This is a genomic window from Pseudomonas sp. P8_229 (assembly GCF_034008635.1).
In the GTDB taxonomy this organism is placed as follows: Bacteria; Pseudomonadota; Gammaproteobacteria; order Pseudomonadales; family Pseudomonadaceae; genus Aquipseudomonas.
In genome coordinates, this window is record NZ_CP125378.1 from 1,336,797 (window position 1) to 1,350,800 (window position 14,004).

At 56.2% G+C, this 14,004-nt stretch carries 10 protein-coding genes; 4 read left to right on the forward strand and 6 right to left on the reverse strand.

The features are described from left to right. Positions 1-57 precede the first annotated feature (57 nt). From QMK55_RS06025 to QMK55_RS06035, 3 genes are read left to right on the forward strand one after another with little or no spacing between them, the layout of a single operon-like run. Positions 58-516, forward strand: coding sequence for a tripartite tricarboxylate transporter TctB family protein (locus QMK55_RS06025; RefSeq protein ID WP_320328851.1), 459 nt, complete (start codon positions 58-60; stop codon positions 514-516). A 1-nt stretch (position 517) separates the two neighbouring features. Beyond that, entirely contained in the window at positions 518-2,032 is a 1,515-nt protein-coding gene (locus tag QMK55_RS06030; protein WP_102354420.1) for a tripartite tricarboxylate transporter permease, read from the forward strand. After that, positions 2,025-3,059, forward strand: coding sequence for an AbrB family transcriptional regulator (locus QMK55_RS06035; protein WP_320328852.1), 1,035 nt, complete (start codon positions 2,025-2,027; stop codon positions 3,057-3,059). The genes QMK55_RS06030 and QMK55_RS06035 overlap by 8 nt, the downstream gene beginning before the upstream one ends. Before the next feature lie 129 nt (positions 3,060-3,188). Here the strand turns inward: QMK55_RS06035 and ung are convergent, their stop codons facing one another. Next, entirely contained in the window at positions 3,189-3,881 is a 693-nt protein-coding gene (ung, locus tag QMK55_RS06040) for a uracil-DNA glycosylase (RefSeq protein WP_007963257.1), read from the reverse strand. Positions 3,882-4,014: 133 nt separating this feature from the next. On the opposite strand from ung, the gene QMK55_RS06045 reads away from it, so the two are divergent. After that, positions 4,015-5,127 carry an enoyl-CoA hydratase/isomerase family protein gene (locus tag QMK55_RS06045; protein WP_102354418.1) on the forward strand — a complete coding sequence of 371 codons (1,113 nt, stop codon included), beginning with the start codon at positions 4,015-4,017 and terminating at the stop codon, positions 5,125-5,127. Positions 5,128-5,193: 66 nt separating this feature from the next. Here the strand turns inward: QMK55_RS06045 and QMK55_RS06050 are convergent, their stop codons facing one another. The 5 genes from QMK55_RS06050 to QMK55_RS06070 form a co-directional block, all read right to left on the reverse strand. Continuing rightward, positions 5,194-10,758 carry a calcium-binding protein gene (locus tag QMK55_RS06050; RefSeq protein ID WP_320328853.1) on the reverse strand — a complete coding sequence of 1,855 codons (5,565 nt, stop codon included), beginning with the start codon at positions 10,756-10,758 and terminating at the stop codon, positions 5,194-5,196. Between the two features lie 2 nt (positions 10,759-10,760). Then, positions 10,761-11,615 (reverse strand): hypothetical protein, encoded by an 855-nt coding sequence (locus QMK55_RS06055; protein ID WP_320328854.1) that lies wholly within the window; start codon positions 11,613-11,615, stop codon positions 10,761-10,763. A gap of 1 nt (position 11,616) precedes the next feature. After that, the gene (locus tag QMK55_RS06060; protein ID WP_320328855.1) at positions 11,617-12,861 is read right to left on the reverse strand and encodes a glycosyltransferase family 4 protein; all 1,245 of its coding nucleotides are present in this window, start codon (positions 12,859-12,861) and stop codon (positions 11,617-11,619) included. A 195-nt stretch (positions 12,862-13,056) separates the two neighbouring features. Continuing rightward, entirely contained in the window at positions 13,057-13,464 is a 408-nt protein-coding gene (locus tag QMK55_RS06065) for a hypothetical protein (RefSeq protein WP_320328856.1), read from the reverse strand. Positions 13,465-13,643: 179 nt separating this feature from the next. After that, positions 13,644-13,907 (reverse strand): hypothetical protein, encoded by a 264-nt coding sequence (locus QMK55_RS06070; protein ID WP_320328857.1) that lies wholly within the window; start codon positions 13,905-13,907, stop codon positions 13,644-13,646. Positions 13,908-14,004: the final 97 nt, after the last annotated feature.

The window sequence follows — 14,004 nt, forward strand, 5'->3', positions numbered from 1 at the left end:
CGTCTCTGTCTAGCGGCCGTGGCCTCGCGCATCGAGGCCACGGCACAGGAGTTTCCCATGCTCTTACAACGCATTTTCGCCTCAGTGCTGTTGCTGGTCTGTGTCGGCCTGGCTCTGATGGCGTGGCCGTATCAAGCGGCTTTCTCTTACGAACCGGTGGGCCCGCGCGCCTTTCCCCTGCTGATGCTCGGTCTGATGGGCCTGGCGCTGCTGTACATGGTGTTTCGTCCCGCGCCGATCAAACACAGTGAAGACGAGCCACCGCTGGATCGCGAAACCCTGACCAAGATCGGCATTTGCGTCGTCCTGCTGCTGGTGTTCGCCGGCACATTTGAACCGCTGGGTTTCATCATCGCGAGCGTGATCACCGGCATCCCGATGGCACGCCTGTACGGCGGTCGCTGGTTGCCGAGCGTGGCGATCATCAGCCTGATGGCCGTCGGTCTTTACCTGCTGTTCGACCGTTTGATGGACGTTCCGCTGCCCCTTGGCCTGCTCAGCGTTCTGGAGAACTGATATGGATACTCTTGGCTATTTGGGTCAGGGTTTTGGCGTCGCGCTGAGTCCCTACAACCTGGTGACCGCGCTGTGCGGCACACTGATCGGCACTGTTGTCGGGCTGTTGCCGGGCCTGGGCCCGATCAACGGCGTGGCGTTGCTGATCCCGATCGCATTCGCCCTCGGCCTACCGCCGGAGTCGGCGCTGATTCTGTTGGCTGCGGTGTATCTGGGTTGCGAATACGGCGGACGGATCAGTTCGATCCTGCTGAACATCCCGGGCGAAGCCTCCACTGTGATGACCACTCTCGACGGCTACCCGATGGCCCGCAAAGGCCTGGCCGGTGTGGCGCTGTCGCTGTCGGCGTGGAGTTCGTTCATCGGTGCGTTCATCGCCACGTGTGGCATGGTGCTGTTCGCCCCGCTGCTGGCGAAATGGGCGATTGCCTTCGGGCCGGCGGAATACTTCGTGTTGATGGTGTTTGCGATTGTCTGCCTCGGCGGCATGGCCGGCGATCGACCGTTGAAGACCTTTATTGCCGCGCTGATCGGGTTGTTCCTGTCGACGGTCGGCATCGACGCCAACAGCGGTGTGTACCGCTTCACCGGCGACAACATTCACCTGACCGACGGCATTCAGTTCGTGGTGTTGGTGCTGGGCCTGTTCTCCATCAGCGAAATTCTCCTGCTGCTGGAAAAAACCCACCACGGCCAGGAAGCGGTGAAAGCCACGGGCCGGATGATGTTCAACTTCAAGGAAGCGGCGTCAGTATTCGTGGTCAACGTCCGGTGCGGAGTACTGGGCTTCATCATGGGCGTGTTGCCGGGTGCCGGCGCAACCCTGGCCAGTGCCGTGGCCTACATGACCGAGAAACGCATCGCCGGCGCCAGCGGCAAGTTCGGTGAAGGCGATGCCCGTGGCCTCGCAGCGCCGGAAACCGCGATCGGCGGGGCAGCATGCGGCGCACTGGTGCCGATGCTGACCCTCGGCGTTCCCGGCTCGGGCACCACGGCGGTGATGATCGGCGCGCTGTCGCTGTACAACATCACCCCGGGCCCGCTGCTGTTCCAGCAACAACCCGACATCGTCTGGGGTCTGATCGCCTCGTTGTTCATCGCCAACGTCATGCTGGTGATCCTCAACATCCCGATGATCCGCATCTTCACCCGCATCCTCGCCGTGCCGAACTGGGCACTGGTGCCAGTCATCGCGATCATCACCGGGATCGGCGTCTACGCGGTGCACGCCACCACATTCGACCTGTTCCTGATGATCGGTATCGGCATCTTTGGCTACATCCTGCGCAAGCTGGACTTCCCGCTGTCGCCGCTGCTGCTGGGGTTCATCCTTGGCGAACTGATGGAGCAGAACCTGCGGCGCGCCCTGTCGATCTCCAACGGTGCGCTGGAAATCCTCTGGTCGAGCCCGATCACCCTCGGTGTCTGGGTACTGACAGCGATCATGCTGCTGATGCCGATCATCCGTATCTGGCGCAAACGTGCGGCCGCGCAACGCGCCATCGCCGATGTCTGATCGGTCTTCCCTCAGAAGCTGGTGGGCCACCCCGCTGGTCGGTCTGCTTGGCGGTTTTATCGCCAGCCAGATCGGCTGGCCTCTGCCGTGGATGGTCGGCTCGTTACTGGCGATCATCCTGGTGCGCTGCCTGACCCCGTGGCAACTCACGGAAATCCCCGGCGGGCGCAAATGCGGCCAATGGATCGTCGGCATCGGTATCGGCCTGCACTTCACCCCGGTGGTGATGGAGCAGGTGCTGAGTCACTTCGGTTTGATCTTCTTCGGTGCGCTGGTCACCAGCCTGTCGGCAGTGGTCGGTGTGTGGCTAATGCGCCGTACCGGCGAGGATCGCGCCACCGCTTTTTTCTCGAGCATGCCCGGCGGTTCCGGGGAGATGGTCAACCTCGGTGCGCGCAATGGCGCGATGCTCAGCCATGTCGCGGCGGGGCAAAGCCTGCGGGTACTGGTGGTGGTGCTGTGCGTGCCGGCAGCGTTCAAGTATCTGCTGGGCGACGGCACACCGATTTCCCACGCCGGCAACGTCGATTGGCGCTGGCTGGCGATTCTATTTCCTACAGGCGCCCTGCTCGCCTGGCTCTGGCAGCGTTTGCGTCAACCCAATCCCTGGCTCTTCGGGCCGTTACTGGTGAGTGCCACGGTGAGCATCGTCTGGGATCTGCACATCGGTCTGCCGGACGGTGGCAGCCAGATCGGTCAGTGGCTGATCGGCAGCGGACTCGGCTGTCACTTCAACCGCCAGTTCTTCCGGCGCGCGCCGTCATTCATGGGCCGCACGTTGATCGGCACGGCGCTGACGATGTTGATCGCGACATTGGCGGCATTGGGCTTGAGTGCGCTGACCCATCTGGATCTGCGTTCACTGACGTTGGGCATGATGCCCGGCGGGATTGCCGAGATGAGTCTGACGGCGGAGACCCTGCAACTGTCGGTGCCACTGGTGACGGCGATGCAGGTGATGCGGCTGTTGTTTGTGTTGTTTCTGGCGGAGCCGTTGTTCAAGTACTGGAACCGTAATCCCGAGTGATACCGAGTCGCCCTTTTCGCGAGTTCAGGCTCGCTCCCACAGGGTTTTGAGGTGTGCACACAATCTGTGGCAACCACAATAACCTGTGGGAGCGAGCCTGCTCGCGAAGGGGCCGGCCCGGTCAGCCAGTCAAACCGGCGGCAGACGCCACTCGATCGGCGCTTCGCCATTCTGCTCAAGAAACTTGTTGGTCCGGCTGAAGTGCCCGCAACCCAAGAAGCCGCGATACGCCGACAGCGGTGACGGATGCACCGACGTCAGCACCAAATGCTTGGTCGCATCGATCAGCTTCTGCTTGCTCTGCGCATGCGCGCCCCAGAGCATGAACACCAGGTGCGGCTGCCGCTCGCTGACCAGTTCAATGATCCGATCAGTAAAAAACTGCCAGCCCTTGTCCTTGTGCGCGTTGGCGTTGGCACGCTCCACGGTCATGGTGGTGTTGAGCATCAGCACGCCCTGATCGGCCCAGCTCTGCAGGTAGCCGTGGTTGGGGATGTCGATGTTCAGGTCGCGTTTCAACTCTTTATAGATGTTGACCAGCGACGGCGGCGCCGGTACGCCCGGCTGCACCGAGAAGCACAAGCCATGGGCCTGACCCGGGCCGTGATACGGGTCCTGACCGAGAATGACGACTTTTACCTTATCCAGCGGCGTGGAGTTCAGCGCATTGAAAATCAGCGGTCCCGGCGGATAGATTTCCTTGCCGGCCGCCCGCTCCTGCTGCAGAAAGTTGCGCAACTCTGCCATGTAAGGCTGGTCGAACTCAGCACGCAGTGCCTCCTTCCAGCTCGGTTCGAGTTTGATACGGTCGTCAGCAGTCATGGTTACATCCGGCGAAAACAATTGGGGCGAACCCTAGGAAACCCGCCCATGCTTGTCAATTGATCTGACGCAGATCCGGCACTTTCCCACACAACGATCATACTGATCGTTCAAATTCCCGATCGAGGTCACGATGAATCTGCACTTCGAAGAACTCACCGGCACCGACGGCGCCCGCCTCGGGGTCGCCAGCCTGGACGCTGAAAAGTCGCTCAACGCGCTGTCCTTGCCGATGATCAACGCCCTGAGCGACAAACTGAACGCCTGGGCCAAGGATCCGCAAATCGTCTGCGTGCTGCTGCGCGGCAACGGCGCCAAGGCGTTCTGCGCCGGCGGCGAAGTGCGCAGCCTGGTGGAAGCCTGCCGCGCCCATCCCGGCGAAGTCCCGCCACTGGCCGCGCAGTTTTTCGCCGCGGAATATCGCCTGGACTACAGCCTGCACACCTACCCCAAGCCGCTGATCTGCTGGGGCCACGGTTACGTGCTCGGCGGCGGCATGGGCCTGTTGCAAGGCGCCAGCACACGGATCGTCACGCCGAGCAGTCGTCTGGCGATGCCAGAGATCACCATTGGTCTGTATCCGGATGTGGGCGCCAGTTGGTTTCTGTCGCGATTGCCGGGCAAGCTCGGGCTGTTCCTCGGCTTGACCGGCGCGCACATGAACGCACGTGATGCGATCGACCTGGACCTGGCCGATCGCTTCCTGCTCGATGAGCAGCAGCCGGAACTGATCGAAGGCCTGCTGCAACTGAACTGGCAGGAACAGACCGACATGCAACTCAACAGTCTGCTCAAGGCCTTGCAACAGGAAGCCGTGGGACAAATGCCCGAGGCGCAGTGGCTGCCGCGCCGTCAGCCGATCGATGAACTGCTCGACGTCAGCGACGTAACCTGCGCCTGGAAAGCCATCAGCCTGCAACGCGACAGCAGCGACCCGTTGATCGCCCGCGCAGCGAAAACCCTGAGCGAAGGTTCGCCGCTGACCGCGCACCTGGTCTGGGAACAGATCATCCGCGCCCGCTACCTGTCATTAGCCGAAGTCTTTCAGATGGAATACACCTTGAGCCTCAATTGCTGCCGACATCCGGAATTCAGCGAAGGGGTGCGCGCGCGGTTGATCGACAAGGATCAGAAGCCACACTGGCATTGGCCGGACATCAACAACGTGCCGGATGCGGTGGTTGAGGCGCATTTTCACAAGGTCTGGGAAGGTCGGCATCCGTTGGCGGATTTGACGCAGTATTGAGATTGATTGCCCGCGATGATCACCTCTTGGTCCCATCGCGGTTCCCTCAATCTGAAGTTATTGCGGTCACATGTTCAGTTCGTAGAACTGAATTATTTCGGCCAATGCGAGTTGCGCCTCTTCATTTTCCTTTACAAGAATATCCTCCACATCACGCAGTGGTGGAAGAGGATGCAGTCGTTCGGCAATTTGCATTGCGGTGTAGTCTTGAACCGTTTTTCCTTCGCCGCTAACCCTTATGAACCCAATCGCGCTTTCGCCTCCAGAAAAATGATTAGCCACTCGAATCTTGGGACCCATGCCATAACTGACCACTATCACAAGATCATCCTGATCGCGATGAAACCTTAATTGTTCAATAGGTAGGTCCACACCGGAAAAATCGATTCCATCAATCCCGCCCCCAGTGTTGTTGATCACGTCCCTTCCAAGACCATCGTATTTATAGAGATCGTTGCCAGCACCACCAGACAATGTGTCATTACCGGGACCGCCTAGCAGTACATCATCGTCGACACTCCCCATCAGCGCATCATGTCCCTGCATACCCCTGATTTCACCTGCGCCGCTTAGAGTGTCATTACCGTGACTTCCCACCAGTGGGAGCGCTTGGCCATCTTTCATAGATTTGGCACTGGCCGCATTATCAACCAAGAGACCATTGTGATAAGTATTCGGGGCAGGACCCAGCTGACTGGAGCCAAATAGTTCTTTGAGAGTAAGGCTTGAGCCATCTGCAAACTTTATAACCTCGATACCGGAACCCTCGATATCTCCGGCATTGGGTAGAATAATACGAACCTTCTGCGACCCACCCCAATTAATATCAAGTGTCGAATAGAGCATTTGCGCCCGAGGCGGATGGCGATAGGCATCACGACGCGAATCAGGTGCCAACTCAACATTCACTGTTTCAATGAGTGTTGCGCCCCAACTGAGCTGCAAATTCTCCTGCGTCGCGTCCTCTGGAAGCACGACAGTATCTTGATCGACTAATCCATACTCGTCCTTCCATCCGGCAACACCTACTTCAGGTCGGAGAAAAACCGGATTCAGCACATCCGCGATAATGGTCGTTGCGCCAGCATGTGCCTGCACGATGTAAGTATCGGCACCGTTTTCACCGTACAGGTAGTCATCCCCAGCGCCGCTCAATAAATAATCAGCGCCTTCAGAACCGAGCAGGGTATCGTTGCCCGCCCCGGCGGACAGAAAGGCACCCGGTATCCTGTCATTAATATAGCCGTAATCAAGTAGAACACCAGAATAGGCGACGATCAGGTCATCGCCTGCACCACCCTGGAAAAGATTGCCGACTTCGACATTAACTCGCCCACCGACATCGTCGCCGTGGACAACTTTATGTTTGATAGTTTCAGTTGTGACATCCCGCCGAAATTCCTTGCGGACAGTTTCGCCCGCCGTGAAACTTTCAGCAGGATAGATGTACCACCCTTCGATAGCACCTGAATCTGTTCTATCTGCAATAATTACGTCGCCGACTTTGAATGAAAAACCGCTGGCAGTGCCAGATCGAAAATAACGTGGCTCCAGCGATGACGGCGACGTAATGCCCTCTTTCTTTACCTCTCGAAAACTGGATTGGGATGTAGAGCTTGACTGTCTTTCGCTAAATACCGCATCGCCAGTGGCAGACCCCATCCATTGAGGCGTTTCAGACAATGCCCCCGTTTCGATGCTTTCATCGATCACATCAGTGTGGGTGATATAACCCGTATCGTTGGTGGTTATATGATTACGAACCCAGACACCTGGTTTGCTCAAGGTAAAGCCTGTTGCATGCCTGCTTGCGGAGCGCTTTGCTTTGAGCTCCGCCAGGAACCTGTCTGTCCAGCCAACATTATGATCAATGGCATTACTTCGTTCCTCGCCAGGAACAACGATCCCTGATGGGTCCGGAACAGCAACCTGTTCTTCGTCCGCAATAATGTCTTTATCTTCTTCTTTGGCCAGCACTCCATCCCCTGCTGGCGGCTCGATGATCTCTACAGCTGGCAGCGTTTTTTTCATGACCTCTTGATAGCCGAGAATGACACCATCGCTAAACGTGAACGTTGAATTCTTCCATTCTTCATAATTCCTGATAAGGATGGCGTCCCCCTCACCATTGAACAGCCGCAATACTCGGCCTACGGAAACATCAATAATGTCGGCTTTCAAACTTTCCGCAGAGAACCCGGCACCGAACTTGATGACATTGCTGCCACCTGAATCGGTGATAACGTCAACACCATCACCCATCCCAAAATAGTAAACATCAGCGCCGTCATGGCCTTCCAGCACGTCGTTACCGGCACCGCCATCAAAAACGTTATTGCCTGAATCGCCACGAAGGTGGTCTACACCCTCCCCGCCCAACAACGTGTCGTTGCCACCACCGCCGAGCAAGGTATCGTTGCCTGAACCACCGTCCAGATAATCTGCGCCGTGTTCGGCCTCGGCTGTCTGCTCGTAGTCGCCAGATAAAATGTCATCATCAGCGCCGCCATAAAGCGTGTCGGCGCCCAAGCCGCCCAAAAGGGTATCGTTCCCTTCATCGCCTTGGAGGTAATCATTGTTGATTCCACATGATTGCAGGTTGGACACATCGCCATCCAGCGCGTCAGCTCCTGCCCCACCGATCAGGGTATCGGAGCCACCCATTCCCTGAAGTGTGTCATCGCCCGCTCCGCCATCAAGTAAATCATTACCGTGATAACGAACCGGATGCTCAGCATAATCCCCGGCCAGCGCGTCGTTACCTTCACCACCGAACAGCAGATCATCCGCCCCACCGCCCCAGAGTGTGTCGTCTCCCGCACCACCGTCCAGCAGGTCACTTCCAAAAAAAAGGGCGGCGTCACCGGCAACGCCGTTCAGTACATCGTCATCGCCCTTGAGAGTGTCATTGCCTGGGCCACCATAAATCGCATCGGCTCCACCGTTACCAGCGAGCCAATCATCGCCACTGCCACCGTCCAATACATCGTTGCCATGGTGTTTGCTTTGCAGGCCACCGCCCCAATCGAGGTTGTCTCCCATCATTGTGTCGTTACCGCTTCCTCCGGCCAGCGTGTCATCCCCCCCATCCCCTCCAAGAAGATCATCTTCAGTTCCGCCATCAAGCAGATCGTCGCCCCATCCGCCATTGAGAACATCGCGACCGCCCTGGCCGTAGAGAACATCGTTATCGCCCTGCGTCGAACCTTTAAAGGAGGCCTTTGAAAAGACAGTTCGGTGACTGGTGACACCACCGTCTATAAGAACTTCGACGCGTTTGAATCCCCATTTCTGCTCCAACGCGCCGGTCGTTTCATCCCCAGATAAAATGTCATCCCCCGCACCGCCAATCAGCGTATCCCGATCGTTACCGCCCAGAAGCACGTCCTGGGATGCCGTACCGATGAGCAAATCGTGGCCAGCACCGCCATCAAGCCAATCGCCTCGAGCTGCTTTGCCTTTAGAGTCGCCAGCGGCCATGGCTTTTTCGAGCGTCGTCTGTTTATCCCCAAACAACTGATCGTTTCCGTCCTTGCCGAACAATCGGTCTGATCCACCAAGTCCGAGAATGACGTCGTCTTTTGCAGAGCCGTAGAGCACATCGGCCTTGTTTCTCTGTTTTACGTTGGGCAATAGCAAGGCGTTGCCCAACCCATCGTATGAGAACTGATCACCGGGAGCATTGGGGTCGATATCTTTCGCTTTCCAGTCGCCCTGGAGAACCAGATCGGGAGCAGAGAACGTAGGGTCTTGGTATTCAGGAAGTCGGATGCCAAGCATCCCGGAGCGGAAGTTCTTGATAACGACGAGATCGTTCAGGCCATATTTGATGTTGAGCGTGGGTTCAGTGAGTTCTTCGATGAGGGTCAGGGTGATGGCCTGATCCTCGGTCGACCAGATATTGCTCAAAGGGGCGCGACGTTGGAGTGAAGGAATCGGCAAGCCGTTGATCCATAGCTGCCCATTTACGTTGGCGTCGAAGATCTCATCGATGCCATCACCGCTGGAAAACTCATAGCGGTCGCTGCCCTCGCCACCGATCAAAGAGTCGCTGCCCTTTCCTCCGACCAGAACATCATCACCGGCCATTCCGTGCAGCGCATCATTGCCGTCGCCTCCGGCAAGCAAGTCGTTGCCGCGTCCACCCTCGATGACATCGTGACCTGCCAGCCCGTTGATCGTGTCATTGCCCGCGCCGCCATACAGATGATCAGCATTTGCACCGCCCGCGAAAGATCGCGCGCCGTCATCGCCGAACATCACCAGCGGATTTAACACACCGGTGGTCATCGGCACCTGTTTGGCTGAAGCAAGATCGGAGTAGGAAAACTTCTGCAGCGAGTGTTCTCCAAACGAGCCCTGAGTTCGGGCAATCAACCGGGCCAACATCTGCGCACGATCGGCAAGCCATTGCGCGGTGATGAAACCTTCGCCGGTCAGCGGATCGTAGAGTTCCAGTCCGCGTCCGGGGTAACCGTCATCGCGTTCGATGACGATTTCACTGAGTTGCTTCAGGGAATTGCGCAGCGCCAGGCCGATGGATGTCGACTCGCCAGCCAGTTTTGCCCATGAATTGGCGTTTCCGTATTCACCTATTGATCGGGTGACGATGCTTTGGGACTGCTCCGGTGAAAATGCCGAGAAGAATGCGTAAGCGTTGGTGGCGAAGGTTTCATCGGTGGTAGGCGGCGCTGCTGAATCGCCGTCGTAGGTGCGCTTGAACATGTCCAGGAACTCATTCTGGCCATAGCGCAATATCAGGTCGACTACGACGGAAACCGGCGTGCCTTGAACGACATGCTGAATCAGCGGATTGAGGCTGCCACTGGCGAGCGCGATATTGATTTGCTCCGGCACGACGGAAAGCAGACTTTGCAATGGATTGACGCCGAAATTGCTGATCGCCGCACGCAGGCCGACACTGTATGAATCGATGGCGAACAGAATATTTTTATAGTCATCGAGCCTGTTGGCTTTTGTTTGAGTCGGCGGGCCGCCATCTTCCCCTTGCGAATCACCCGCAGAGATCAATCTCCAGGTTTCATAGGGCGGCGCTCCACCCAACAGGCTGAACCCTACAGTTCCGGACCAACCGGCGTTATGGCTCACGGCTGTATCCTTCTCTCCGCAAGCCTCACTAAACAGTGCCTTGCCGATCGCACTGGCATCAATCTCTGCAATCTGGTTGATGGACGGAACCGTCCAGGGTGCCAGTCGACCAGCGAGGGATCCGTCGATCAAGGTATTGACGAAATTGGCGGCGACCTGATTCGATGACAGCTGCATCAGGTTTTCACTGAAGATTTTATTCAATCTCAGTTCACCTTGCCGCGAGGTGTAGCCGCGAATCAGGGCGGAGTAGGCACCGTTTCCACCGTTGGCATCAATGGCCACGGCAAGCCAGAGCCTGGCACTTTCAAGAACTTTTCCAGTCTCCTCATTGACGGCGAAAACTTCAGAAATTCTTCCACCGATAATATCGAATAGTTTTTGATACAGGGGAGCGCAGCTAGCCCCCGCTATTCCCAGTGCCTCGTACTCAATTTTTTTTGAGAGAAGCCTCATACCTTTGCAAATATTGGCTGCATTAAAGATCGCTGTTTTTTCAATATCGCTAAAAACATAAGCCATCGTTACTTCCTTGTAATAACTGAGCGTGAAAGATAATCACTGAGAAACTTGAGCATCTCAGGTGTTTCGCGTAATGACGATAGACCGAGGTCTACGCTGCCGTGCCCCCCAGCAAAGTCAAAGTTATCCAGATTGACAGTGCAGAAAAAATTCAACTTTCCAAAATCCAGATTTTCCAATTCTGCTCTGCTGAGCATTGCCAATTTCTCGTCAGTCAGTTGTTCCTCGGAAGCCGGGCGAATCAAACCGTCACAGCCTATCAACCGAGGGGTGCCATCACGCCGCGGCCAGCCAGTAATGACAAACGTTCTGACGGAATCCACATTCTTGAAATGCGGCGGCGGAGCATCCAGCCAAATCTCTAACCCCGGATAATTAGTCAACTTCACAATCAACTCATCGGGCCAGTTGACGTGTCGATAGCCCCGCTCATGGGGCTCGGTAGTCTCTTTTCTTGTATAAAGCCCGGCGTTCACTTTATAAAGACGCCAACTTTCAGGAATCGATTTCAAGCTCTGATCCTGGTACCGGCGCAAACCCGTCCCGGTCCACCAGAAATGCCCCTTGAGCGTATTGGCAAGGCACGCTTTCTTATTCGACAATTCAGGCATGCCAACATAAAACTCCGGCACCAGAGTCTTATCCACATAGCTGCCGCCCAGTATGGGCACCTGCTTCATGCTCGCCAGCTTCTTTTGACAGGCCTCCTGATCCGCGTAATAGATTGCCATCGCTTTGGAGGTTTCTTCTTCACGGATATAAAAATTCACCACGCAATAACAGGCATAAATAAACAAGCCGTATTTCAATAACTTTTTAAACCATTTAACCAAATGCTTACGCGACATCCGGAGCATTTCAAATCTCCCTGTCAAACTGAGGAGCAGGCTGTTTCTTGAGATGCCGGGACGTCGCGTTTTCAAATACTTCAAAGTAGTGTTTCGTGCCGTACTCCACATCAAATCTGCTCGCCGTCAACTTCGCAGCGCTGCGAAGGCAGTCGTACTCATCAACGGAATCAAGAACCCTGGCAATACGTTTGGCGATACCGTGATGATCGAAGAAATCCACCAGCATTCCATTGTGCCCATCGACGATCACCTCTCTTACCGGAGCCGTATCCGACGCTACCACCACACACCCAGCCGCCATCGCCTCCAATAACGACCACGACAAAACAAACGGATACGTCAAATAAACATGAACCTTTGAACAGTCCAGAACTGCCCGAAAAGTCTGGTAAGGAAGCTTCCCTGTGAAATGAACGGTGGAATGATCGAAACTTACCTCTGCCTCCATCCTGCTGCGCCAATTTGCATAGCCAACCGGCTTACACCCATAACTGACGTCATCACCGCCCACTACGATTATCTGCGCATCGGGACACTCAGCCTGAATATGCGGGATCGCTCGCATAAAACTGTGAAACCCGCGATAAGGCTCAAGATTCCTCGCGACATAAGTAACGATCGGCTGCCCGGCTCTCAGCTCGACGCCATTGGGCAACCTGACGGCCCCAACTTTCGTCAAGTAAGCACTTTGAATAACGCCTTCATGAATAACCCGAATGGCCGACTGATAAGCGGCCGGAAACAGACTGCGCTGCCACCGCGTGGGCGCAATGGCAATGTCACATTGCTCGAGATTCAAAAGATGCAGCGAATTGAGCACTCGCAGCCTTGATGACTCTCTTGTGGCTCGCGGAAATTCAGGGTCGAACCCGGAATCCGCGCCCTGCGCCCTATAGTAATATTCGCAATAGTGAATTAGCGGTGTATCAGGATAAACATCCTTGACGAAGAGCGTTTCCCCCCATCCGGGATGAGCGAGAATCACGTCCGGCCGATAACCCGAATGTTTCAGCCTGCTCAGAATTTCAAAAACCTTCTGTCCATCAGTCACCGCTTGTTCGTAACGGGTCAGGTAGGGGTGAATATCGCCCGGTGCTCTGCTGGCAGCGCGGTATCGATATATTTTCACCCCTGCGATACCCGGCGCCGTATCCCGACCTATCGCCAAAACCTCATAACGTCTGTCAATCGCCGCCAGCACCACATGACGGAACTGGCCCGGAAAGTTTTGGTGAATCACAAGAAGCTTCATAGCGGCATCGTCCTTTTATTCGCCGCTATTGAACTGAGTTTTGCTCACCTCGATCGGCAGGAACAAACGCTAACAAATGCAAGGAAATGAAACTGTAGGAAGCGTCTGGGAATGCCCTAGGAGATGGCTAATGGGACGACTTTTCGACGGGCATAAAAAAGCGGCGCTAATTGCGCCGCTTTCTTTTGCGTGGATTTACCAGCGGTTACCACGCCCATTGTGATCGCCGCGCCCACTGTGTCGGTCGTAGTTGCCACGACCGCGATGATCATTATCCCAATCGCCGCGACGGTGGCCATCCCAACGTCCGCGATCGTTGTCGTGCCAGCGACGGCTTTCGTAGTAACGCGGGGCCGGTTGATAGTAGCGCGGCGCCGATTGGTAATAGCGCGGTTGCTGGTAATACCGCGGGGCTGGCTGGTAGTAGCGTGGCTGCGCGTAATACGTGCTGCCACCGTTGTAATACGTGCCGCCCGTGTTGTAGTACGCCGGTGCGGGTGAGGTGTAGACCTCCGAGCTGTAATAACTGTCTGCGTAGGAGTAGGGAGCGCAACCGGCAACGGAAAACATCATCGCAGCAAGTAGAAGAATTCGTCGATACATGGCGGCCTCCTGGACCGCGGGTAGCCACACCAGCGACGCTGGCAGGCATCAGTCGTTTATTCGGTGACTGACGAAATATCTGACAGCGTTTTCTGAATCTGGTGCGTTTCCGTAACAAGTTGAAACAAGTGATTAATGAAATCCTGTTCATTTGGAAACCACTGTCATTCAGCCACCGATCAGTGATGTCCACCGTGATACCCACCGCCGTGATAGCCGCGTCCATAGCCGCCGCGATAGCCGTAACCACCATAGTAATAACGGCCGCCACCGTAGGAGCGCGGCCCGTAATAACCGCCGTAGTAATACGGCGAGTAATAGCCGGGATAGTAGTAAGTGGCGGGGTAAGCATCGTAAGGGCCAGCGTAGTAATAACACCCGGACAAACCCAAACCGAGCACCGCTCCCAGCAGCCCTCGACGCAACAGTTTTGAAATACCCATGGCGGCCTCCTGAAAGACCCACGGCCGCAGCAGGACAGTGCAGCCGACACAGTTTTGACTGTCAGGTCCGGGGCAAGTGCCAGATTCGGACAGGCTT

Excerpts from the sequence above, each read along its gene's own strand:
- QMK55_RS06025 (WP_320328851.1), top strand. The coding sequence starts at position 58 with ATGCTCTTACAACGCATTTTCGCCTCAGTGCTGTTGCTGGTCTGTGTC.
- QMK55_RS06030 (WP_102354420.1), top strand. The coding sequence starts at position 518 with ATGGATACTCTTGGCTATTTGGGTCAGGGTTTTGGCGTCGCGCTGAGT.
- QMK55_RS06045 (WP_102354418.1), top strand. The coding sequence starts at position 4,015 with ATGAATCTGCACTTCGAAGAACTCACCGGCACCGACGGCGCCCGCCTC.
- QMK55_RS06050 (WP_320328853.1), bottom strand. The coding sequence starts at position 10,758 with ATGGCTTATGTTTTTAGCGATATTGAAAAAACAGCGATCTTTAATGCA.
- QMK55_RS06035 (WP_320328852.1), top strand. The coding sequence starts at position 2,025 with ATGTCTGATCGGTCTTCCCTCAGAAGCTGGTGGGCCACCCCGCTGGTC.
- ung (WP_007963257.1), bottom strand. The coding sequence starts at position 3,881 with ATGACTGCTGACGACCGTATCAAACTCGAACCGAGCTGGAAGGAGGCA.
- QMK55_RS06070 (WP_320328857.1), bottom strand. The coding sequence starts at position 13,907 with ATGGGTATTTCAAAACTGTTGCGTCGAGGGCTGCTGGGAGCGGTGCTC.
- QMK55_RS06055 (WP_320328854.1), bottom strand. The coding sequence starts at position 11,615 with ATGCTCCGGATGTCGCGTAAGCATTTGGTTAAATGGTTTAAAAAGTTA.
- QMK55_RS06065 (WP_320328856.1), bottom strand. The coding sequence starts at position 13,464 with ATGTATCGACGAATTCTTCTACTTGCTGCGATGATGTTTTCCGTTGCC.
- QMK55_RS06060 (WP_320328855.1), bottom strand. The coding sequence starts at position 12,861 with ATGAAGCTTCTTGTGATTCACCAAAACTTTCCGGGCCAGTTCCGTCAT.